The sequence below is a fragment of the Nocardia sp. CA-135398 genome (assembly GCF_050955845.1).
Classification (GTDB): Bacteria; Actinomycetota; Actinomycetes; order Mycobacteriales; family Mycobacteriaceae; genus Nocardia.
Window position 1 is genome coordinate 5,795,055 of the sequence record NZ_CP192084.1, and the last position, 20,598, is coordinate 5,815,652.

The following is a 20,598-nucleotide window of genomic DNA, read 5'->3' on the forward strand; positions in this document are numbered from 1 at the left end:
CACCCGGACCGATCGGGGGCCTGGCTCAGGCCTCGCCGCCGATCCGTACAACCGCCTTGGTGCCGCTGCGCGGCAGCCCGCGAAAGAGCTCGTCGACGTTACCAGATGCGGCCAGGTCATCGAAGTCGACGATGACCTGGCCTGGCAGGCGGTGGACGAGTTGGGCGGCCAGTTCAGGTCGACTTCGGCGGGGGCCTCCATCGGGTCGAGATCCGGCGCGCAACATCCTCCACCGTGACGGCCTCAGCACAGTTTGCCCAGCATTCCGGAAGTCCCGAGGCGGCAATCCATACTGCGCCTTGACATTGAGTCCCTACCACATCGCGGGCACGATGTTCCTGTGCTCCGCCGCGGCCGCGCCAGGGCCCGGCGCGCACGGAATGGCCGGGCACAACGCCGCACTGGCGGCGCTGCGGAAACTCTCTCTCGCACCGACGATTCCGTCGGCATTTCGGTTCGAGTCTTGACGCCGAGCGACTTCGGTCACGAACACGCTGTCACGACATGGGCACAACAATGGGTCTGCCGCACGAGACTTGTGCGGCAGACCCATTGTGGTGAATCGGCACCCTACTGTGCGGCTGGGGAGGCGGATCGAGTTTGTCGCCCGCTTTCCGCGATTCCGGTACCTTGCCCGGGTCGGGTACTCGACTGAGCCGTTTGTTCGAGCTGTCGTAGCTGTTCTCGCAGTTGCGAATTGCGCTCGAGAGCCCAGTCCGTCAACGGGTTGACCACGCCGCGCAGCGCGGAGATCGGCGCCCATCTACGGGGAACCATGATGCGTGGAGATCGCGACTCGAGGCCTTCCACGATACGAGCGGCGACGGTCTCGGGCTCGATCGCCTCCGCGAGGAAACGAGGATAGAGCTGCCGACGCATCGCGGTGACGAGATCGTTGCCGCCGAAGGCGCTCTGCGCGATCGGCGTACGCACCCATCCCGGATACAGCACGCCCGCCGTGGCTCCGTGCACGGCGAGCTCGGTGCGAAGTGCCCGGCCGAATTGTTCGACACCGGCTTTGGACATGGCGTACGCGGCGTTGATCGTTCCGTTGAAGTACGCGTAGACCGAGGCCGTGACGAGCACATGGCCCTTGCTTGCGACGATCTGGGGCAGCGTCGCACGCACGGTCCGGACCACACCGAGCAGGTCGACCTCGATGATGCGCTCGAATTCGGTTGGGTCGCTGGTGAAGATGGTGCTGGGCGTGGCAGCGGCGATACCCGCGTTGGCGAAGGTGACGTCGATGCCGCTGAATTTCTCCACCGACTGTTCGACCGCGTCCGTCAGGCTGTCGGGGTCTGTGACATCGAGTGCGAGGGGCAGCACGCGGCTTCCACCCAGCCGATTCGCGAGCCGCTCCACACCATCCAGGTGTATGTCGGTGAGCACGACGTTGGCGCCGCGGGTGTGGAGTGCGATGGCGCTGGCGGCACCGATGCCGCCGGCTGCGCCGGTGATGAGAATGGTCTTTCCGGCGAGGGGCCAGATCTCGGACAACGTCTTCTCCCTTGGTCAGTCCGCGGTTGCGGTATGGCGGTCGATAGCTCGGTGGTCGTGCCAACCAGCCGGGGCGGCCAGTTCAGCGGCTTGGGCGATGGTGACGTCCTTCCAGGCGACGCGGTCCAGCACCGGGCGGAAGAGGCCGGGCGCTTTGGCGATGAGCGAGTTGCGTTTCGGCACCACGATCAGCTCGGAGCGCCGTTCGATGCCGCGCACGATGCCGCGCACGACCGTGGCGCTGGGCACCATCTTGAACAGCCCTTTCTCATTGCCGCCCCACAGCACTCGACCGGCGGGATCGGCGATGACGTCGTCCATCATCGGGGTGCGGAAGAAGGTCGGGTGCACGCTGCCGACTCCGACACCCCGATGGCGCAGTTCGAGGCGGATGCTGTCGCACATCGCCCAGACACCGGCTTTGGTGGCCGTATACGACGCTTGCAACGGAGAGTGGACGAACGCGGCCATCGAAGAAATCGCCAACAGATAGCCGTGATTGGCCTGCACGCCGGGCAGCCCGGCGCGAAAGGTGCGCCACACACCGGTGAGGTTGATGTCGACGACACGTTCGAAGGCCGCGGGATTCAGAGTGGCCATGGGAGCCATGGTGTCGATTCCGGCATTGGCGATGACGACATCGAGACGGCCGAAATGCTCGGTGGCAGCGTTCATCGCGTCGGTCAGGCCGGTCATGTCGCGGACATCCGCAAACCAACCGCGAGCCTGACGCGCAGTACCGAGCGCGGCCGCTTGCGCACGCACGTTATCGACGTCGACATCCAGGAGTGCCAGGTTCGCTCCGCGGGCACGCAAGGCTCGGGCCAATTCACTGCCGAGCCCACCGGTGGCACCCGTCAACGCGACCGTGCGGCCTTCGAGCGGATAACGGGTCATCGTTCGGACTCCTCGACGGTGACGCGCGATGCGACGTGAGCGTGCAGGAACGCGATCTGGTCGGCGACGACGCGCTCGAACCAGTCACCGACGTAGATATCGAAATGCCCTACGGGATACAGCGCGATCTCCCCACGGGGAGCCTTACTCGCATGGCGCAGAGTGGCTTTCGCCGGTGCGACCGCATCCAGTTCGCAGATGGCGAACATGATCGGGCAACTCACCTTCGCAGCGCTGCGCCCCGGGATGTGCCGAGTGATAGACAATGCGACCCGGGCGGCGACTTCGTTGGCGAACGGCGCCGAATCCGGCACCAACGCCAGATAGCCCGGCTCCGAATCCGGCGACGCCATCAGCGCGGTCGAACCCGGCCGCCCCGCCGTGGCGATCATTACCGGCTCCCTGCCCACATACGACCCGATCAGATCGCGCACCGCTCGCGCGGTGACACGCAGAGCGTTCGAAGGCAGCATCGCCAGTACGGAGGCGAAACCGTCGGTGAAAGGACACTGCGCGACCACCGCCGCGATGTCGCCATCACCGGCAGCGGCCACCAGGACGTGTCCGCCACCGAAGGACGTTCCCCACAACACGATTCGGCTCGTGTCGACCACGTTCAGCGAGCGCGCGAACGCGATCGCCGCGGCCCAGTCCGCGAGCTGCTCACGTATGTCGATCAGCTGGCGTGGCGTGCCGCCGCTGGCCCCGAAGTGCCGGTAGTCGAAAACCAGGCAGGCATACCCGGCGGCACGGAAACGCTCGGCGTAGGCGTCGAGCCGCATCTCGCGGATACCGCCCAGACCGTGTGCCATGACGATGATCGGGGCTGGACCGCCGGCCGGCAGATACAGCCACGCAGCGCATTCCACCCCCGCGGGGCCGGACGGGAACCGGACTTCGAGGCGATCGCCCATCGGCTAACTCCTTTGCTCTCGCCAGTCGACTATGACCGGCACCACACACTATATGGAATATGTTCCAAAAATGGAAGCCATTCCAACAATGGAGGCCAATCCATGATGTCCGTACAGTGGGCGCATGAACTCCGCAGGCATGACACGAACGGCACGACGGGCCGCAGCCACCCAGCAAGCGATCGTCGACGCCGCCGAAAGCCTGGTCCTCGCCCACGGAGCCGACGCCCTCACCCTGGACGCCGTCGCCGAGCGGGCCGATGTCGCGGTACAGACGATCTACAACCGGATCGGCGGGCGCTCGGCCCTGCTCATCGCCGTCGCCGAGCGAGCACTGGAACAGAACCGCCAGTACATGGACGCCGCCTACGCTGCCCCCGGTTCACCCAAGGACCGGATCCTGCGAGCTGCCGAGGCCTACGCGCGATTCGCCGCCGAACGGCCCCATCAATTCCGGCTGCTCATCGACCCGCCCAACGAACCACGCGCGCTCGCACGCGTCGCCGACCTCATCGAAGAACAGAACACGAAACTCGCCTCCGCGCTCGCCGATGGAATCACCGACGGAACCATCACCGCCGACCTCGATCCCGTGGTCACTTCGACGACGCTGTGGGCGGCCATGAACGGTGTGCTCGCTCTGAACTGGCGCGCCGACAGACTGCGTGCCGAGGGTGACCACATGCGGCTACTCATCACCACCGTCATCAACATCCTCGACCGAGGACTCAGTCCGGATGGGCGCCTCTGAACGGGTTCGGGAACAGCTATCAGCGGCGACGCCATCGCCGGTCACGCCGCGCGGCTATGGCATCAAATTCGGAATCACGACAGGCCGGGAAGCATCGGCAAGGCTGAGGCCAGGCGGGCCGCCCTCACCCGGGAGATCCTCTCCCTGCCAGCGCGTACTGAAAGGCTACGGCGCGCGGCCCAGTCCCAGGCGGCCCGGCGAAGGAGCGGCAACTGGCCACCCAGATCGCCGTGGTTACCGGTGATGACGAGCGAGCCAGCCACTCTCCATCGATGGCGGTGCCGCGCATTTCTGATGGCCTCGGAGGACCGAGCATCGTTTGCCCGGCGTCGACGAGCCGGGCGAGAAACTCGGCCTTGACCTCGACCGGCAAGACGACAGCTTCGTTCTGGTAGGCCGCAGTGGTGGCGGAACCCCGATGGTTGAACGAGCGTGAGACGCGGCTCTGGGCCTCAATTGAAGCGGACGCCGACTCCGCAACATCGGAAATCGGCAGGGCTAAGATATCGAGCGCACCACGGTCTCCGCTGCCAGTCGCAATCAATTGGTACGCCGCGGTGACCGATGCGCGCTACCGAGACCACTTCGCTGCAGCCTGGTCATCGGCACTCGGTCGTCGACCTGGTTGTGATTTGCGGCGTACCTGCCCCGTTCCGTCCGCCTGTCGGCGGACGGAACGGGGCAGGCGTAAATTCGATTGCCAGGGGCACGAGCCGATCAGTACGCGGTACCTCCGGTGGTGGGCGTCCTTCCATGTCGCATGAGTATTGCGATGATCAGGGCGACAACCGCGGTAACGACCCCGAACCAGAACCCCAATTCATAACCTCGGTCAGCGAATACCTGTGGGATCACTGTGGTTTGCGGCGGTTGTCCAGCTACGCTCACGCTGGCCTGCAGCGGGTTGGCGTTGACAAATGCGGTGACGATCGCGACACCAATCGCGACGCCCATGCTCTGCACGACTCCCAGCATGCCGACACTGATGCCTTGCTGTTCCTGAGGTACAGCTTCGACGATCAGATTCGGGGCCGCGGCGTAGTAACAGCCGAGAGCCAGCCCGAACACCGCGTTGGTGACAGCAAACAACTGCCACGAGTGCGGACCGACCGCTTGGGCAACTCCGACCACCGCGAATATCGCGACGGCGAACAACAGCGGGAGCCGTGCACCGAGTTTGCGGGCAACCACACCCGCAACGATGCCCATGATCATCGACAGCACACCTTGCATCAGTGAAATCTTCACGGCGAAGTCGAGCAATCCGAAACCGTCGCCGTACGTGTAACCCGGATCAAGAGTGACTTGAACAAGCTCGGGTGGCATTTGCTGACCGGTCATCTCGGCAACCTTCGCGAGCGTTCCTTGAATCACGCCTTGTTTGATCACCCCCTCGTCTGGTGTCTGCACCATGTAAGCGATGGCGTACCCCTGGACGCCGATGATGCACGAGGCCAGCAATGCGCTGAGGATCACCAGGCTCATACGTGGGTGCAACAGCATCTTCATATCGATGATCGGGGTGGTCGCACGCAATTCGACAACGACGAATGCCATGAGCAGGAGCAGGCCACCGACGAGCCAGGCAAGAGTGGTGGGGCGGGCCCAGCCCCAATCGTGGCCCTTGTCGACGTAGATCAAGATCAATGCGGCCCCGATCGAAATCAGCGCAGCCCCAACGACGTCGATGGGTTCGCGGACGCGCAGCTTCGACTCCGGCACGAGCACTAGTACCAGCGGCAACAACACCATGGTGAACGCGAACAGGAACCAGAACATCGCCCGCCAGCTGTAATTGTCGACCAACCAACCGGCCAACAGCGGTGCAACAGCGGCCGAGAAGCCGAATCCCGTCGAGGTGACGCCCAGCCCGATCGTCACGTACTTGCGTGGCATCAGATCCCGGATCAATCCGTAGGCCACGACCACGGTCGCTATGGCGAACGACTGCAGGCAGCGGCCCACCAGGAAGATCGGCCAGCTGCTGGTCGTCGCGGAGATCAAACAACCGACCGCGAACAGGACGCCACACAGGACAAACATCCTCTTCTTCCCCCACACGTCGCTCATCTTGCCGATCAGCGGCGACGCCGAGGCCCCGATCAGCCCGAAAACGATCATCGCCCAGGTGATATTTGCCCCCGCCTGCGGGAAAGCGGGAGCAATTTTCTGGAGGGCGGCAGCGACCATCGTGTACTGGATCGGGGCGATTTCGCTGAACAGCACAATGATCGCGAGCAAGGAGAAGATGCGTAGTTTCGACGCACCTTCGAGTCGACCGGTAACGTCCGGACTGTTGGACGCCCCTGCGTCATCGAGTGTGGAAGTTGTGGACATTCCAACCCCTTTCGGGATTTGTAACCAAAGAGAATGGCGTGAACCATGTCACAGCCGCCGATGTGCGCTATCGGTCGATTTCACTCACCGAAACACTGTCTGGCCGAAGGATTTCGGTCGGTGGACATCCCGGTACCATCGCGGGACGCAGGCGACCACAATCACCTCGAATGACCACGACCGCCCTGGTCGGGCGATTGCGTCTGCCGCACCCGGCGAAGATGCCAGGAAGTAGGCATACGAGATCCCGTTGTGCAACCTTCGCGTGATCGAGCTCGTCACGGAGACCACCGACAAACGTGTCGAGCGGGATGACGCTTCGGTAGGCCACCGCCGCACTACGTCCGCTCATGCCGCCTGTCACACGACCGGCACAGCGCCGAGATGCGCTACAGATCAGGACATTCCGCCCGTTCCACCGTCGAGGGCGATACGTGGTCCGTAGAGCGTTGTTTCCGATTTCCCTACTCGTCGAGGTGATGCGGCCACGCGGTCATCGACCGACGTTCATCGTTCCGCAGGTCGGTGCGGGCCAATCCGTAGCATCGGAAACGGCGATGTACTTGTCGAATCCTGCAGCGATATCCTGCGGAAACGCGGTCGATCGTCGACGCTCGAGATCGACATGGACCAGGACGAGTTCGACGGTGCTGGCAAGTCGATCGTGGGATCGATCGAGCAGGAAGGTCAGCATCTGCACTGCTTTGTCGGTACGGCCAAGCACTCGCGAATGTGCCGAGAATGTGTCGCCTTCGTGCAGCTCACTGTAGTAACGCAAATGGTGCTCCGCCGCAAACAACCCCATTCTCCGTACGGCGCGATAGGTGTCGTCGACACCGATGTCCTTGACGACAGTTTCGGCACAATCAGAGCAGAACTCCAAGTAGTGGCGAATGTTCATATGGCCGTTCTCATCGATGAAGTCCGGTGTGACGACATCCTGCGCCTGGTGCGGCAAAGCCAAGACCTGAGCGACGGTGGGCAGCAAGTCGACGCGCGCCATAGATATCCCTTCGGTGCCGCGAACATGATCGGCAATGCTGCAACGTGGGGTGATGCTTCGCGCCACTATCGTCCATTCAGTGGAACTTCCGTCGTCGCTGGTAGCGGAACGAGGCGGCAGACTCCGCCCGCGATAATGTCGCCTGGCTCCATTCAGATGCCCCGCGCGTGCTCTGAGTGCGTTGACCACCGGCACGCCTATCGCGGCTATACCTGCGTAGTTGGGGGTGCGCAGGTGCGGTGTTTGCGACAGCGCGGCTCCTAGACCGCACATCAGCGTACTGACTGGCGATGTGGTCGCCGCTCGCGCTGTAAACATCGGCTCGGGCATGCCGAACATAAGTCGCGCCGTTCCGCTCACCGGACGATCGCCGCATGAGTGCTTGTGTGCGTTGGGAGGGTAATCACATGACTGACATTTGGACTGTCCGAGAGTTGGAAGATGCCTTCGCATTACATGCGGATACGGTAGCCGCTGCGGCCGAATCTGGGGATTGGGAGCCGTTCGTGCAGCTATTCCTGCCGGACGCCATCTATATCGATCCGATGCAGGGCATCATGCGGGGCCATGCGGAGATACGGCCCTGGGTCACCGCCACACTCGGTACATTCCCCGGTTCTGCGATGCGCTACCCCGAAGCCTGGCATCTGCTCGATCTAAAGGATGGGCGCATCGTTTGCGAACTGCGCAACGTACTGCGGGATCCGGGCGACGGCGGCTCGTACGAGGAGAACAACATCAGCATTCTCGACTACGCGGGCGACGGGCGGTTCCGCTGTGAGCGGGACATCTACGATTCGCCCACGATGATCAGGCTGATCGAGTCCTGGGGTCGCCGCTGCTTCGAACTCGGAAGCCTGACCAGCGATGAGCAGTCGTGGTTCGCCGCCGCTTACCCCCACATCTTGGAGCAGCAGTCGAACGCCGCACCCGGTATGTGATCGGTTGGACTGCACCGGCTGCACTGAGCAGCCGGTATTCCGATAGATGGAACGTTGCAGTGGACCAGTTCGCGAACTGGCCTACCGTTCGGAATCTGCGGATTGTCTCCCCCATCGGATCCGGGTGGCTATGACTGGAGGTTTCAGTGTTTTCCGAGCGCGCATTCTTCTCGTTTATCGAACTGACCGAACCGCGTCTGCACCGCGAGTACAACGAATGGCACCAGTTGGACGACGCGCGAGACAGTCATTCCGCTGGAGGCGTTATTGACCAGGATGTCGATCCGTCCGTAGGTATCGACAGTGGCGGCGACGGCAGCCTCAACCTGTGCTCGTTCGGTCACGTCGGTGGGCAGATGCAGGCCGCCGACTCGATTGGCTGTTGCCTCTCCAGAGCCGCGGTCGGCCAACACGACCTGCGCACCCTCCTCGGAGAACCGGCGGACGATTCCCTCGCCGATCCCCGCCCCACCGCCGGTCACCCAGTGCCACTCGGCCCTGCAGGCTCGCGCTCATCGGATGTCCCCTCTCATTGTGCTCGTCGATCTCTCGGGACATCTCTACCAAGACAAGCTGCTCGCCGATCTGTCCGATTCCGGCCACTGAAAGGAGCAATACGACGTTCACCTCCCTGCCAGCGGCGTCTGACGACACTGGGCGGACGCCGCAGACTCAGCGGAGCGCGGCGTCCGCTCGGTAGATCAAGTATTCGACCAAGTTGATGAGAATATCCTTACTCGAGTCGCGCCTACGGACATCGCAGAGATGCACCGGCGTATGCGGTTCGAGATCGAGTGCGTCGCGAACCTGCTCGACCGAATACCTCGGTGCGTTATCGAAACAGTTCACGCCGACGATGAACGGAATCCCGCGGTTCTCGAAGAAGTCGACGGCAGCGAAGGAACTTTCGAGGCGCCGGGTGTCGGTGAGCACTACAGCACCGAGCGTGCCAACCGAGAGTTCATCCCAGAGGAACCAGAATCGGTCCTGACCGGGCGTGCCGAACAGATAGAGCACCAATGTGTGGTCGATCGTGATGCGGCCGAAGTCCAGAGCCACTGTGGTGGTCTTCTTATCTTCCACACCTACCAGATCATCTACTCCGGCACTGAGTTCGGTGATCAGCTCTTCGGTGTGCAGCGGCGTGATTTCGCTGATCGAGGACACCATGGTGGTCTTGCCGACGCCGAAGCCACCTGCGATGAGGATCTTCACCGACATGGCGAGCTGATCCGGCGTAACGGGTTTGGGTTTGAGTGTCATGGCCGTTTCGGATCCACCCGATGTAGTTCACCGCTTCGCTTGTCGACCGACATGTGGGTTCCGACGCTCTGCACTGCCTGGTTCATCTCGTACGCGATCATGCCCATATGTGCGGTCTCCGCCGCGAGTAATGCGATACAGGCGTTGTCACCCGCCGCCGTTACGAACAGGAACGCGTGGTCGAGTTCGATGACGGTTTGCCGAGCCCGCCCAACGCCGAAATGACTTCCAGCGCTGCGTGCGAGGCTTTGCAGTGTTGATGACATGGCACTGAAACGCTCCGCGTTGTCTCGGTCGATGGACGTGGATCGGGCGAGCAGTAGCCCGTCGGTCGATAGCAGCACGGCATAGTGCACACCGACCAGCCGCGTCACGAGGTCGTCAAGGAGCCAGTCGAGGTTACCGGAAGCGGAGGTAGTCACCGTCGCACTTTCTTGTGTAGTTGTTGTCGCGGCCAACGGAACTCACACGCCCGTCCAGCGCGGTACCCGCTTCTCCGCGAAGGCGGTTGCGCCTTCTTTCGCATCTGCGCTGCGCAGCACTCGCGCTGTAGCCGGGGCAAGCTCCTGCGGCGTCGCTCCCGACGCCTGCGCCAGCATCAGTTCTTTTGTGATTCGCAGCGCCAGAGGACCGTTCCGGGATATCAGTCCCGCGAGCTCGAGTGCTTCCGCTAGCAGCTGCGCGGCCGGGACGACCCGGTTCACCAGTCCCAGCTCGAAAGCACGTGCGGCGTTGATGCTCTCGCCGGTGAGCCCCAGTTCCAGTGCGACAGCCAGCGGTATGCGCCGCGGCAGGTTTGTGCCGCCACCTACTGCGACCAAGCCACGTTTGACTTCGGGCAGTCCAAAGGTCGCGTGCTCGGCCGCCACCGCGAGGTCGCAGGCGAGCATCAGCTCGAATCCACCGGCCAGTGCGGCGCCGTTGATCGCGGCGATAACCGGCTTCGGGAAGGTTCGCTGAGTGATCGACTCCAAGCCCGGGCGGCTATCGTCGAATAGCGACGCACCCGAGGCAAACGCCCGCAGATCCATCCCCGCACAGAACGCTCGATCTCCCGCGCCCGTCAGGACAACTGCACGCACATCCGTGTCTTCTTCGGCAAACTGCAGAGCTGAACCGATCCCGGCGATCGTGTTGGCGTCCAATGCATTGCGTACCTCGGGTCGGTTGATCGTGACGACCGCGATCGCATCGTGTCGCTTGACGAAGACTGTCACCCGTCTTCTCCTTCGGATCGTGCACGGTATTCGTTGAAAGCCGTGGAATCGTTGTCAGGACTGGCATGACGGCCCTGTTTGGTACCGGCCTCAATGGCGGAGAACAGGTCCCGGGCCTGTTCCGCGGAGCGTTCCGGCCGAGGTGTATTCGGCAGCTGGTGCTGACCGCTATGTGTGGGTTCATGTGCCAGCTGCGGAGCAAGACTGCTCTGCCTGCGGCGCCGCGGCAGCGGCGGTCGGCTGTCCGGGGCTTCGGTGTCAGTGAGGTCGGAGAACCAACCGGCGGGCGCAGCGGGGGTGGCTGCGGTAGACGGAGGTGGGGACGGATCGGGAAGTATCGTTGCGGCATCGCTAAGCGGCTCGGGCTCGACGATCCCGGCCGGTCGAACATAGTGCCGTGGCCCGGACCTGTCGGGTTCGAACGTTGAGTACGGCTCGGCGGTTGACCGCGGGGAGTCGTGCGGCTCACTCGACAAAGGGGGCGAAGTGCGGGAGGCCGAGACCGGTGTGACGAGGTCCGTCGGTATCAATACGATCGCGCGCACGCCGCCGTAGTCGGATTCGGAGAGACGTACCGAGATGCTGTTACGGGCAGCCAATTTCGCGACGACGAACAGACCGAGTCGGGAGTCGCTGGAAAGGGTCGCGACACTGAAGTCAGGTGCATCGCGCAGCATGTCATTGCGTTCGGCAAGTTCCGCATCTGTCATACCCAAGCCTTGATCACTGATTTCGATCGCAACCCCGCGTCCCACAACCGTGGCGCGAACTTCGACGCGCGCCTCCGGTGGCGAGAAGGCCGTCGCGTTGTCCATGAGCTCGGCCAACAGGTGGATAAGGTCGGCGATCACGGTGCCGACAATATGAACGTCGGCTAGGTGCGCCGTGTGAATCCTCGTGTACTCCAGGGTTTCCGCCATCGCCCCGCGGACTACTTCGGATAGGGGGACCGGGTTGCGCCATTGGCGGCCCGGTTGTTCGCCGCCGAGGATGATGAGGTTCTCGGCGTTGCGCCGGGCGCGAGTCGCCAAATGATCCAGTTGGAACAAAGTCTGTAGATGGACCGGATCCTCCAAAGCGCGTTCGGCTCGGTCCAGGATCTCCAACTGACGATGGGCCACGAGCTGACTACGGTGCGCGATATTGAGGAACACCGAGTTGACGCCTTCGCGGGTTTTCGCTTCCGCTACAGCCGCAGACACCGCGACCTGCTCAGCACGGCTGAAAGCCGCTGCAACGTGGCCGATTTCATCGTCCGCATGGTCGATGTGAGCCATTTCGGTGTCGAGGTCGACCGGCGTGCCGTCATGGATGCGGCGGATGATGTCGGGTAGCTGTTCATCGGCGAGTTCGAGGGTGTCGCGACGTAGTTGGACCAAACGTGCGATGAACCGATTGGCCAGGGCGACGGCCGCGGCGAATGCGGCTATGGCAACCAGCAAGGCGACGCCGCCGCCGATTATCGAGTTCGTAGCAGTTCGCTCGCCAGCGTCCGTCGCGGATTGCTGAGCTTGGACGCTCTGTGCCCGCCACAAATCCAGCAGGGCGGTGCTGACCGTTGCAGCAGCCCCTTGCCAGGCGGCGAAATTAATTGGGGGTGCGACCGGCTTGTCGCTCGGAGACGGCAGGCCACGCTGAATGATGGCGTCCGCCACGGTGTTCGAGTCACGCCAAGCCGTGTTGCTGGTCAGCACCCGCAGTTGATCTTGCAGGCCTTCGTTGAGTTCGGGGGCGATCTCGGCGATTGTGCTGCGGTAGAGACCGACCTGGCGGCTGTATTCAATCAAGTTGTCGCCGGCCCATCCGATGCCGTTGAAGGCGGTGACGGCCAGCGCGGCACTCCGTGACATAGCTTCCTGGGCCCGGAACAAAGTGATCGCAGAGGTGAGTGCCACCGCCGTAGCGGCGTCAGGCGCGGCCTTCGCGGCGACCAGAGAACCCGCAGTCACAACATCGACAGCCTGGTTGTAGAAATCGTACGCCTCGGCGGCAGGCAACTGCGCCGCATCTGCCCGACTCCGCACCGCTGGGATCTGGCTGAGTAGCGCTTTGGATGTCGCCATTCTGTCGTTGAACGCGTCCGGCGCCAATTCCGCGAGGGCATCGCCGACTGCAGCCATCGACTGCAGCGTCGAATCGACGCGCTGGCGTGCGATACGGAGGTCGTTGACATGGTGTTCGCCATCCGAAAGCGCGGATAGCGTCAACTGCCGTTCTTGCTGGATGGCCTCAACCATCGTGATCGTGGGCGCGGTGGCCTGACTGGCCCGATCGGCCCAATTCTTTGCGTGCTGACCGTTATTCACAAGGAAAACAGCGGCACCGACTCCCGCGGCCAACATCGTCACGCTCGGAATAAGAGCGATGGCCAATATACGGCCCCGAACACCGAGCCTGGCTTTGAACACCTCGCAAAAATATGCGACAGATCCGGACGATAATCCGCGAGATTCCAATGAGTGGACGGGTAGTCCGAACCGGCAGTGATCACTCGGATGTGGGGATAGCCGCGGCCGGGTCCTTGCCCGAGATATCTGCCAAATCGCTGCCGGTTGTTTCGCTGATCTGCCGAATCGCGACGATCGTCACCGCCCCACAGCAGATCGCCAAAACTACCAACGGCGTGCTGCGCAGGTTGTCGCCGAGTAGGCTGCTCGCGAACAACGGGGTGAAACCAGCACCGATGAGCGCGGCCAGTTGGTAGCCCATAGAGGCGCCGGTATAGCGGACATTCGTGCTGAACATCTCCGAAAGAAGTGCTCCTAGTGGGGCATACATCGCCGATTGCACTAACTGACCGAGGACCATCGCGGTGACGAGCCTGGGCGTGGAGACCGAATCGATCAGTGCGTAGAAGGGAAATGCGTAGATGATTATCCCGATGGCCCCGGCAAGGATGACTGTGCGACGGCCGACCACGTCGGAGATTGCCGAAAACAGCGGGATGGTCAGCAGCGCTGTTGCGGACGAAAACAACTGCCCGGTCATGACATTCGATGTTTCGTATCCGATCCCCGTCGCGTACGTGATCATGTAAGTGCTGATCAATGCGGTCAGCGCGAAAGGGCCGATACCGACCGCGCACGCCAGGATCAAGTTGCGTGGTCGGCGCAGCACGCTCGCCAGGGGGATTTGACCAGGTCGCCCCGACGAAGCCCGTTGGAAGACCGGACTTTCGGTGACTCCGAGGCGGATGTAGAGGCCTGCGACGAGCAGTAGTGCACTGAACAGGAAAGGTATCCGCCAACCCCAGGACAGCAACGCGTCCTTCGGCAACCATGTGACGACAGTGACGACTGCTGTCGACAGCAGGAATCCTAACGGGGATCCCATCTGCATCACACCATTCCACGAGCCACGACGCTCCCGACCCGAATGCTCGGTGACCATGAGCGTCGCCCCGCCCCATTCACCGCCGATCGCGACACCCTGCACAACACGCAACAACACGAGCAGAGCCGGTGCCGCGACACCAATCTGGTGGTACGACGGCAGCACACCGATCAGGAAGCTCGCTACACCCATCAGAGTCATCGTCAGCGCCAGCATCCTCTTGCGGCCGATGCGATCGCCGAAGTGCCCGAAGATGATCCCACCTATCGGCCTCGCCGCATATCCCGCCGCAAGGGTTCCGAACGCAGCGATTGTGGCCAACGCTGGGTCGGAGTTGGGGAAGAACACCTGGCGGAAGACCAGTGCCGTCATGGTGGCGTACAGCAGAAAGTCGTAATACTCGATTGCTGTCCCGAGCAGGCTCGATAGGGCGACTCGGCCTAAGACACGCCTATCAGGTCGAGTTGCGTCCGCGGATGAGGTTGCGGCCATGGGTAACTCCTGTCTCGCACGGAATTCGGCGATACCTGATTACCGCCCGCGAACCTCGTCCTGCGTGCCGTCTTCTGCTTACTGGAACGGGGTCGGCCAAAGGGCCGACATACGTCACATATGCGAACCGCCGTCGACACGCACCTCGGTGCCGGTGATGAAGTAAGCATCGGGAGAACCAAGCATCGCGACTACCGCGGCCACGGCATCTGGCTGGGCGAAAATCGCTCCGTTGGGCAGCGGCAGCATGGGAGCAGTTTTGCCGAACAGGGCGAAGTTCGTGTCCGAAGGCAGGCCGGGACCGATGCTCGACTTGGATTCGCCGGTTCCGTCGGTCATTCCGGAGGAGATCGAGCCCGGCTGCACGGAATTGAATCGGATGCCGTCCTTGCTGAACTCCATAGCCAGCGCATGGGTCATGGACTGAATACCGCCCTTGGATGCGGCATAAGCAGACATATACGGGTGTGAGAAGTTCGCGGACGTCGAACTGAAGTTCACGACTGCGGGCCCATTGCCTTGGCGCAGCGCAGGGATCGCTTCCTTGGTTACGAGGAAAGTTCCGACGAGATTGACCCGAAGGACCTTCTCGAAGTCGGCGAGGGTGGTCTCCACGAAATGCGCCGAGCGCAGGATGCCTGCGACATTGACGAGAGTGTCCAGTCCGCCGAGTGTCCGGACCGCCTCGGCCACAGCGGCTTTCACCGATTCCTCATCGCCGACGTCGACGAGGACCGTAGTGAGCCGATCGGCGTAGGCGTCGGCCTTGGCGACGGTGTCCTTCAATCCCGGCTCGCTGATATCGGCCGCGACGACGCGTCCGCCCTCTTCGAGAATGCGCAGCACGGTGGCCTGTCCGATGCCGGAGCCTCCACCGGTGATGAGGACACGGCGGTCGGTATAGCGCTGCAGAGATGCCATGGATGATGCTCCTGTTCTGGATATGGGGATGGCGATGCTCGAGGTGTTCTCCGAGCTTGCCGATTAGTTGCGTGGCGTCGACGCGGGAGTTCCAGTCACCGATACACCTCAGGCCAGTTGGTCTTTCTGCGGAAGCGCTGTTATGGGGTGGAGGCGGAGGTGAACCACGCCGCGGCGGTGTTTATGGTTCGCCGGAATTCTGGCCGTGCAGGACGATTGAGGTGACCATGCGATGTGCCCGGCTCGTATATGGCCTGCACCGGCCGGTCGTACTCGAGCAACTCCCGAGCGAACTCTTCTCCAGAGGCGCGCAGAGTATCGCGATCGGAGTTGATGATGAGGGGCGGCGGAAAGCCGGTGAGGTCGGAACCGCCAGGTAGGTCTCGAGCCAACCGTTCCATGTGGTCGGCGCCAACGTAGTTCTTTGCCATCCACCGCACCGAAGCTCGGGTGAAGGTTCCGACCCGGCGCAGGCCGCGTACTCGCCGCCGCAGGTCTTCCCCGAGTGGCTCGCGCGGGCCGACCCGCCAGCGCTGCACGCCCGGCGGCGCTGGCGGGTCGGCCCCATGGAACAGTGCTCCCGAATCAGCCGAAGGTGGATCCCGCTGTCATGCCGCCGTCGACGACGTACTCCGCACCGTTGCAGTAGCTGGATTCGGTACTGGCCAGGAAGACAACGAGACTGGTCACCTCCTCAGGGAGACCCAGACGGGCCAGGGTGTTCTCGGCGCGGTCGACGGTGATGTCACCGGCCATCGCGCCGATCATCGGGGTGAGGATGCCGCCCGGATGGACCGAATTGACGCGCACACCGTGCGGAGCCAACTCCAGCGCAGCCGATTTCGTCAGCCCGCGGACACCGAATTTCGATGCCGTGTAGGCGTGCATGCCGGCCACGCCCTGGATTCCGGCGGCCGAGGAAATGTTGACCACCGACGACGGCCGCGCCGCGACCAGCGCGTCCCGCGCCGCGGTCAGGCCGAGGAACGGACCGGTGAGATTGACGGCCAGCATCCGCTGCCACTGCTTCTCGGTGTAGGCGCCCAGCGGGCCGCCGTCCAGGATGCCCGCATTGTTCACCAACACGTCCAGCTTGCCGAAGCGCCGCACCGTCGCGGCGACGGCGGCCTCCCACTCTTCGGAGCGGGTGACGTCGAGGTGGACATAGGCGGCTCGGTCGCCGAGTTCCTCTGTCAGCTGTGTTCCGGCCTCGTCCGCGATGTCGCCGATCACGACCGATGCGCCCTCCTCGGCGAAGGCCCGGGCGTGCGAAGCGCCCATTCCCGATGCTGCACCGCTGATCAAGGCGACCCGTCCGGACAATCGTCCCGTCATAGTCCATTTCTTCCGTGGTAATTACAGGTGCGCCTCACGTCCGGTCATCCGAACGACTTGTGCGGCACGCCGACGATCAGGCCGCCGTCGATGACGTGTTCGGCACCGGTGGTGTAGCTGGATTCGTCGCCGGCCAGGTAGACAACGAGGTTCGCGACCTCGCTCGCGTCGGCGGCGCGCCCGAGGGGGATCTGCAGGAAGTCCTCCGGGATGCCCTGGGTCATCGGTGTGCGCACCATGCCCGGGTGCACCGAATTCACGCGAATGTTGTACTGGGCCAGTTCGAGTGCGGCCGACTTGGTCAGGCCGCGCACCGCGAATTTGGTGGCGGTATAGCCATGCAATCCGGCGCTGCCGCGCAAACCCTCCACCGACGAGATATTGATGATCGAGCCGCCGCCAGCGTCCATCATGGCCTTGGCCGATGCCTGGATACCGAGGAAGGTTCCGGTCAGGTTGATGTCGATGATCTGGCGCCAGGCCGACAGCTCGAAATCGACGATGGTGTTGCCGTTGACGATTCCGGCATTGTTGACCAGCACCGTCAACCCACCGAACTCTTCGACGGCAGTACGCACAGCGCGCTTCCAACTGTCCGGGTCGGTGACGTCGAGGTGGGTGAAGCGGGCAACCTCACCCAATTCGGCTGTCAGCGCCTTGCCTTCGGCCTCGAGTAGATCTCCGATGACGACGCGGGCACCACCTTCGACCAGGGCTCGGGCATGGGCCGCGCCCATCCCACGCGCGCCACCACTGATCAGGGCCACTTTGCCCGCGACTCGCTCACTCATGCCTGCACCTGCGACTTTCCGTTGACGACCGGCAGCGATTCGGCGATCACCGGGCTGCCGAGCCGGTAGAGGCACTTGGTGCCGGTGTAGATGGTGGGCATGCATTCGTTGCAGTGGATGCACGCCGAACGAGTGCCGGCCTCGGATTGAATGCGGTGCAACAGATTCGGCTCGCGCAGCAACGCACGACCCATGGCGACGAAATCGAAGCCTTCGGTCATGGCCAGCCGCATGGTGTCCAGATTGGTGATGCCGCCCAACAGGATCAGCGGCATGGACAGCTCACGCCGGAAATGACGGGCCCGCTCCAGCAGGTATGCCTCCTGATACGGGTACTCCTTGAGGAACGAGCGGCCCACTGCGCGGAAGCCCCAACGCGCCGGCACCGGAAGCACTTTCGCGAACGACCGGCGCGGCGCGTCACCGTGGAACAGCAGCATCGGGTTCAGCAGCGAACTGCCCGCGGTCAATTCCAGGGCGTCCAACGCGCCGTCGGCCTCCAGCCATGCCGCCACCTGCAGCGACTCCGGGACCGTCAGCCCGCCGCGGACACCGTCCTCCATGTTCAGTTTGGCCGTCACCGCCAGCCGATCGCCCACGGCTTCCTTGACCGCCAACGCGATTTCGCGCGCCAGGCGCGCCCGCTTCTCGGCGGTGCCACCGTAGCCGTCGGTGCGCCGGTTGAGCCGCGGGCTCAGGAACGAACTCGTCAGATAGTTGTGACCGAAATGGATTTCGAGCGCGTCGAACCCGGACTCGGCGGCCAGTCGCGCCGCATTGGCATGCGCGGCAACCAGTTCCGGGATCTCATGCTCCTTGGGCACCGCCATCGGCCTCATCCCCAGCGGGCTGAACATCCGGCTCGGCGCGAGAGCCGGGTAGCCGTTGGAGGCCGCATTGGCCACCGGACCCGCATGCCCGATCTGCGCGTTGGCCGCCGCGCCTTCGGCGTGCACGGCATCGGTGAGCCGCCGCAGACCGGCGACAGCCTCCGGGCGCATCCAGATCTGATGCCGGTCGGTGCGGCCACCGGGTGCGACCGCGCAGTAGGCGACGGTGGTCATGCCGACGCCGCCGGCCGCGACTTCGCGGTGGAAGGCGATCAGTTCCTCGGTCACCAGCGCCTCAGGAGTGCGTCCCTCGAACGTCGCCGCCTTGATCACCCTGTTGCGCAATGTCAGCGGGCCGAGTTTGGCCGGCGCGAAGATCGTGCTCATTTCCGTACTTGTCATTTCTTCTCTTTCGACGGGGCGGTCAAACCGGCCACCACGAATCCCCGCAATGCGGCGACGGCCGCCTGCGACATCTCCCGCTCCTGCGACTCGGCTCCCCCGAACCGCATGATGATCAGGTCGAAGGCCAGTGCCCAGCGGCGGCGGCTCTCGGCCTCACTCAAATCCGGCAGCAGCCCCACCCAGGAGGTCATCCGGAACCACCGCTGACTCCACAGCGCCGGGTGACGGCCGAGCACGAACTGAGCCAGCAGCCGTAAATGCAAGCGGCCCACCGGATCATCGGCCAACGCCACGAACGGTTCCAGTACCGCATCGACCACGTCGCCCACAGAGCCGCGCTGGTCGGTCACCACCGACAGCCGGTCGGCCCACAACGGCCCCAGCCGGTCTTCGAGCAGCGCCGCGACCAGTGCGTCTTTGGACCCGAAGTGGTAATGCACCGCAGCTGGATTGGCGCCGGCCTCCGCGCAGATCGCACGCACCGACACCTCGTCGTAACGCTCGGTCAGCAACAACCGCTCGGCCGCAGCGAGCAGACGACCACGCGTGCCCACCGAAAGCTTCTCTGCCATGAACCACAGCAAACCATGCCTCAATCAGTTTTTCAATCATTGATTTAATCAATGAGATAGGTGGGGTTTCGCCCAGTACCCGAGTGCTCGATGTCGCTCGAGAACGGCACGAGGCCTTGCCTTTCCACGAGCCCTCGCCGCGAGCGGTCACTGCGCGGCACCCACCCGTCGCCAGGTCCGGCCTGCGCCACGAATCGGGAACTCAGCCGCAACCCCGTGTTCAAATGTGGAATGAAACGTTTCATTCACCATGGCGGGTTGCCATGACACCTCGATCGATCCCCATCGCCGGCGCAGCGCTCGCCGCCACACTCGCCCTATGTGCCGGACACGCTGCCGCGCAATCGATCCCCGCAGGCGCGCGGTACGTGGCGCTGGGCAGTTCGTACGCCTCCGGACCCGGCCTGCCGGATATCGTCGACACGTCGTGTTCCCGCTCGGCGCACAACTATCCGCATCAGGTCGCCACGGCCACGGGGCTGGACCTGGTGGACGTGAGCTGCGGCGGGGCGACGACGGCCAATATCCTCGACACACCACAGCACACACCCGACGGTGCGGTCGTACCGGTGCAGATCGACGCAGTCACCGACGACACTCGACTGGTGACGATCACCATCGGGGGCAACGACCTCAACCTGGTCGGGTCCATGACCGGGGCAAGCGTCTGCGCCGAGTACCTCGGCGTGCTGCCGGGCGTGTGCGAGACCGTAACCGGCACAAAACAATCCACGCAAGCCGACTTCGACACGGTAGAGCGCTCGATCACCACGGTGGGTGAACGCCGTGCGCGCGAGAGCACCACAGGCGACCGTACTGCTGATCCAGTATCTGCCCGCCCTGGCGGCTGACGCCGCAACTTGTCCGGCTTTGCCGATGCGACCCGCCCAGGCCGTCGCCGCGCGGCACATCTACGACGGACTCATCACAGCCACCGGCAGGCCGCGCAGGCGACCGGTACGGAGACGATCTCCTCGCCCAACGCCGACAGCCACGGCGCGTGCGCAGCCGAGCCGTGGGTGACCGGCCTGGTCAATCCACTAACCCCTACCGGTTCCGCCGCGGCAGGGAGTATCCATTCGAACCAGTGGGGCAC

Annotated in this window: 20 protein-coding genes; 3 read left to right on the plus strand and 17 right to left on the minus strand. The window is 63.6% G+C overall.

The genetic code is table 11. From position 1 onward, the window contains the following. Positions 1-570: 570 nt before the first annotated feature. From ACQP1T_RS25400 to ACQP1T_RS25410, 3 genes are read right to left on the minus strand one after another with little or no spacing between them, the layout of a single operon-like run. Positions 571-1,500: a short-chain dehydrogenase/reductase gene (locus ACQP1T_RS25400; RefSeq protein ID WP_433755596.1), complete on the minus strand. Its 930-nt coding sequence runs from the start codon at positions 1,498-1,500 to the stop codon at positions 571-573. Positions 1,501-1,515: 15 nt separating this feature from the next. Beyond that, the gene (locus tag ACQP1T_RS25405; RefSeq protein WP_433755597.1) at positions 1,516-2,397 is read right to left on the minus strand and encodes an SDR family NAD(P)-dependent oxidoreductase; all 882 of its coding nucleotides are present in this window, start codon (positions 2,395-2,397) and stop codon (positions 1,516-1,518) included. Further along, positions 2,394-3,311, minus strand: coding sequence for an alpha/beta hydrolase (locus ACQP1T_RS25410; protein ID WP_433755598.1), 918 nt, complete (start codon positions 3,309-3,311; stop codon positions 2,394-2,396). Before ACQP1T_RS25410 ends, ACQP1T_RS25405 begins: the two co-directional genes overlap by 4 nt. Positions 3,312-3,450: 139 nt before the next feature. Here ACQP1T_RS25410 and ACQP1T_RS25415 point away from each other — a divergent pair, with 139 nt between their 5' ends. Beyond that, positions 3,451-4,062 carry a TetR/AcrR family transcriptional regulator gene (locus ACQP1T_RS25415; RefSeq protein ID WP_433762344.1) on the plus strand — a complete coding sequence of 204 codons (612 nt, stop codon included), beginning with the start codon at positions 3,451-3,453 and terminating at the stop codon, positions 4,060-4,062. 717 nt (positions 4,063-4,779) lie between these two features. Here the strand turns inward: ACQP1T_RS25415 and ACQP1T_RS25420 are convergent. Next, complete coding sequence (locus tag ACQP1T_RS25420; protein ID WP_433755599.1) at positions 4,780-6,399, minus strand: MFS transporter; 1,620 nt, start codon at positions 6,397-6,399, stop codon at positions 4,780-4,782. A 493-nt stretch (positions 6,400-6,892) separates the two neighbouring features. Continuing rightward, positions 6,893-7,741 (minus strand): thioesterase family protein, encoded by an 849-nt coding sequence (locus ACQP1T_RS25425; protein ID WP_433755600.1) that lies wholly within the window; start codon positions 7,739-7,741, stop codon positions 6,893-6,895. A 68-nt stretch (positions 7,742-7,809) separates the two neighbouring features. Between ACQP1T_RS25425 and ACQP1T_RS25430 the strand changes: the two genes are divergently transcribed. Next, on the plus strand, positions 7,810-8,343 hold the full coding sequence (locus tag ACQP1T_RS25430) for a nuclear transport factor 2 family protein (protein WP_433755601.1): 534 nt from the start codon (positions 7,810-7,812) through the stop codon (positions 8,341-8,343). Between the two features lie 143 nt (positions 8,344-8,486). Here the strand turns inward: ACQP1T_RS25430 and ACQP1T_RS25435 are convergent, their stop codons facing one another. The 12 genes from ACQP1T_RS25435 to ACQP1T_RS25490 form a co-directional block, all read right to left on the minus strand. After that, entirely contained in the window at positions 8,487-8,825 is a 339-nt protein-coding gene (locus tag ACQP1T_RS25435) for an SDR family NAD(P)-dependent oxidoreductase (RefSeq protein WP_433755602.1), read from the minus strand. Positions 8,826-9,015: 190 nt separating this feature from the next. After that, the gene (locus ACQP1T_RS25440) at positions 9,016-9,606 is read right to left on the minus strand and encodes a GTP-binding protein (RefSeq protein ID WP_433755603.1); all 591 of its coding nucleotides are present in this window, start codon (positions 9,604-9,606) and stop codon (positions 9,016-9,018) included. Then, complete coding sequence (locus ACQP1T_RS25445; RefSeq protein ID WP_433755604.1) at positions 9,603-10,028, minus strand: roadblock/LC7 domain-containing protein; 426 nt, start codon at positions 10,026-10,028, stop codon at positions 9,603-9,605. The genes ACQP1T_RS25440 and ACQP1T_RS25445 overlap by 4 nt, the downstream gene beginning before the upstream one ends. A 42-nt stretch (positions 10,029-10,070) precedes the next feature. After that, positions 10,071-10,823, minus strand: a complete 753-nt coding sequence (locus ACQP1T_RS25450; RefSeq protein ID WP_433755605.1) for an enoyl-CoA hydratase-related protein — start codon at positions 10,821-10,823, stop codon at positions 10,071-10,073. Next, on the minus strand, positions 10,820-13,165 hold the full coding sequence (locus tag ACQP1T_RS25455) for a sensor histidine kinase (protein ID WP_433762345.1): 2,346 nt from the start codon (positions 13,163-13,165) through the stop codon (positions 10,820-10,822). The genes ACQP1T_RS25450 and ACQP1T_RS25455 overlap by 4 nt, the downstream gene beginning before the upstream one ends. A gap of 145 nt (positions 13,166-13,310) precedes the next feature. After that, positions 13,311-14,648 carry an MFS transporter gene (locus tag ACQP1T_RS25460; protein WP_433755606.1) on the minus strand — a complete coding sequence of 446 codons (1,338 nt, stop codon included), beginning with the start codon at positions 14,646-14,648 and terminating at the stop codon, positions 13,311-13,313. Between the two features lie 114 nt (positions 14,649-14,762). Next, positions 14,763-15,569: an SDR family NAD(P)-dependent oxidoreductase gene (locus ACQP1T_RS25465; RefSeq protein WP_433755607.1), complete on the minus strand. Its 807-nt coding sequence runs from the start codon at positions 15,567-15,569 to the stop codon at positions 14,763-14,765. Between the two features lie 140 nt (positions 15,570-15,709). After that, positions 15,710-16,108 (minus strand): alpha/beta hydrolase, encoded by a 399-nt coding sequence (locus ACQP1T_RS25470; RefSeq protein ID WP_433755608.1) that lies wholly within the window; start codon positions 16,106-16,108, stop codon positions 15,710-15,712. A 46-nt stretch (positions 16,109-16,154) separates the two neighbouring features. After that, complete coding sequence (locus tag ACQP1T_RS25475; protein WP_433755609.1) at positions 16,155-16,904, minus strand: glucose 1-dehydrogenase; 750 nt, start codon at positions 16,902-16,904, stop codon at positions 16,155-16,157. A 44-nt stretch (positions 16,905-16,948) separates the two neighbouring features. Then, positions 16,949-17,695: a glucose 1-dehydrogenase gene (locus tag ACQP1T_RS25480; RefSeq protein WP_433755610.1), complete on the minus strand. Its 747-nt coding sequence runs from the start codon at positions 17,693-17,695 to the stop codon at positions 16,949-16,951. Next, entirely contained in the window at positions 17,692-18,927 is a 1,236-nt protein-coding gene (locus ACQP1T_RS25485; RefSeq protein WP_433755611.1) for an NADH:flavin oxidoreductase, read from the minus strand. The genes ACQP1T_RS25480 and ACQP1T_RS25485 overlap by 4 nt, the downstream gene beginning before the upstream one ends. Beyond that, positions 18,924-19,502, minus strand: coding sequence for a TetR family transcriptional regulator (locus ACQP1T_RS25490; protein ID WP_433755612.1), 579 nt, complete (start codon positions 19,500-19,502; stop codon positions 18,924-18,926). The genes ACQP1T_RS25485 and ACQP1T_RS25490 overlap by 4 nt, the downstream gene beginning before the upstream one ends. Positions 19,503-19,870: 368 nt before the next feature. Between ACQP1T_RS25490 and ACQP1T_RS25495 the strand changes: the two genes are divergently transcribed. Further along, positions 19,871-20,353 (plus strand): GDSL-type esterase/lipase family protein, encoded by a 483-nt coding sequence (locus ACQP1T_RS25495; RefSeq protein ID WP_433755613.1) that lies wholly within the window; start codon positions 19,871-19,873, stop codon positions 20,351-20,353. Positions 20,354-20,598 lie beyond the last annotated feature (245 nt).

Bases quoted from the DNA above. Each gene is read 5' to 3' on its own strand.
- ACQP1T_RS25485 (WP_433755611.1), bottom strand. From the start codon at position 18,927: ATGACAAGTACGGAAATGAGCACGATCTTCGCGCCGGCCAAACTCGGC.
- ACQP1T_RS25420 (WP_433755599.1), bottom strand. From the start codon at position 6,399: ATGTCCACAACTTCCACACTCGATGACGCAGGGGCGTCCAACAGTCCG.
- ACQP1T_RS25460 (WP_433755606.1), bottom strand. From the start codon at position 14,648: ATGGCCGCAACCTCATCCGCGGACGCAACTCGACCTGATAGGCGTGTC.
- ACQP1T_RS25490 (WP_433755612.1), bottom strand. From the start codon at position 19,502: ATGGCAGAGAAGCTTTCGGTGGGCACGCGTGGTCGTCTGCTCGCTGCG.
- ACQP1T_RS25410 (WP_433755598.1), bottom strand. From the start codon at position 3,311: ATGGGCGATCGCCTCGAAGTCCGGTTCCCGTCCGGCCCCGCGGGGGTG.
- ACQP1T_RS25480 (WP_433755610.1), bottom strand. From the start codon at position 17,695: ATGAGTGAGCGAGTCGCGGGCAAAGTGGCCCTGATCAGTGGTGGCGCG.
- ACQP1T_RS25415 (WP_433762344.1), top strand. From the start codon at position 3,451: ATGACACGAACGGCACGACGGGCCGCAGCCACCCAGCAAGCGATCGTC.
- ACQP1T_RS25455 (WP_433762345.1), bottom strand. From the start codon at position 13,165: ATGTTGGCCGCGGGAGTCGGTGCCGCTGTTTTCCTTGTGAATAACGGT.
- ACQP1T_RS25430 (WP_433755601.1), top strand. From the start codon at position 7,810: ATGACTGACATTTGGACTGTCCGAGAGTTGGAAGATGCCTTCGCATTA.
- ACQP1T_RS25440 (WP_433755603.1), bottom strand. From the start codon at position 9,606: ATGACACTCAAACCCAAACCCGTTACGCCGGATCAGCTCGCCATGTCG.
- ACQP1T_RS25475 (WP_433755609.1), bottom strand. From the start codon at position 16,904: ATGACGGGACGATTGTCCGGACGGGTCGCCTTGATCAGCGGTGCAGCA.
- ACQP1T_RS25425 (WP_433755600.1), bottom strand. From the start codon at position 7,741: ATGTTCGGCATGCCCGAGCCGATGTTTACAGCGCGAGCGGCGACCACA.
- ACQP1T_RS25405 (WP_433755597.1), bottom strand. From the start codon at position 2,397: ATGACCCGTTATCCGCTCGAAGGCCGCACGGTCGCGTTGACGGGTGCC.
- ACQP1T_RS25465 (WP_433755607.1), bottom strand. From the start codon at position 15,569: ATGGCATCTCTGCAGCGCTATACCGACCGCCGTGTCCTCATCACCGGT.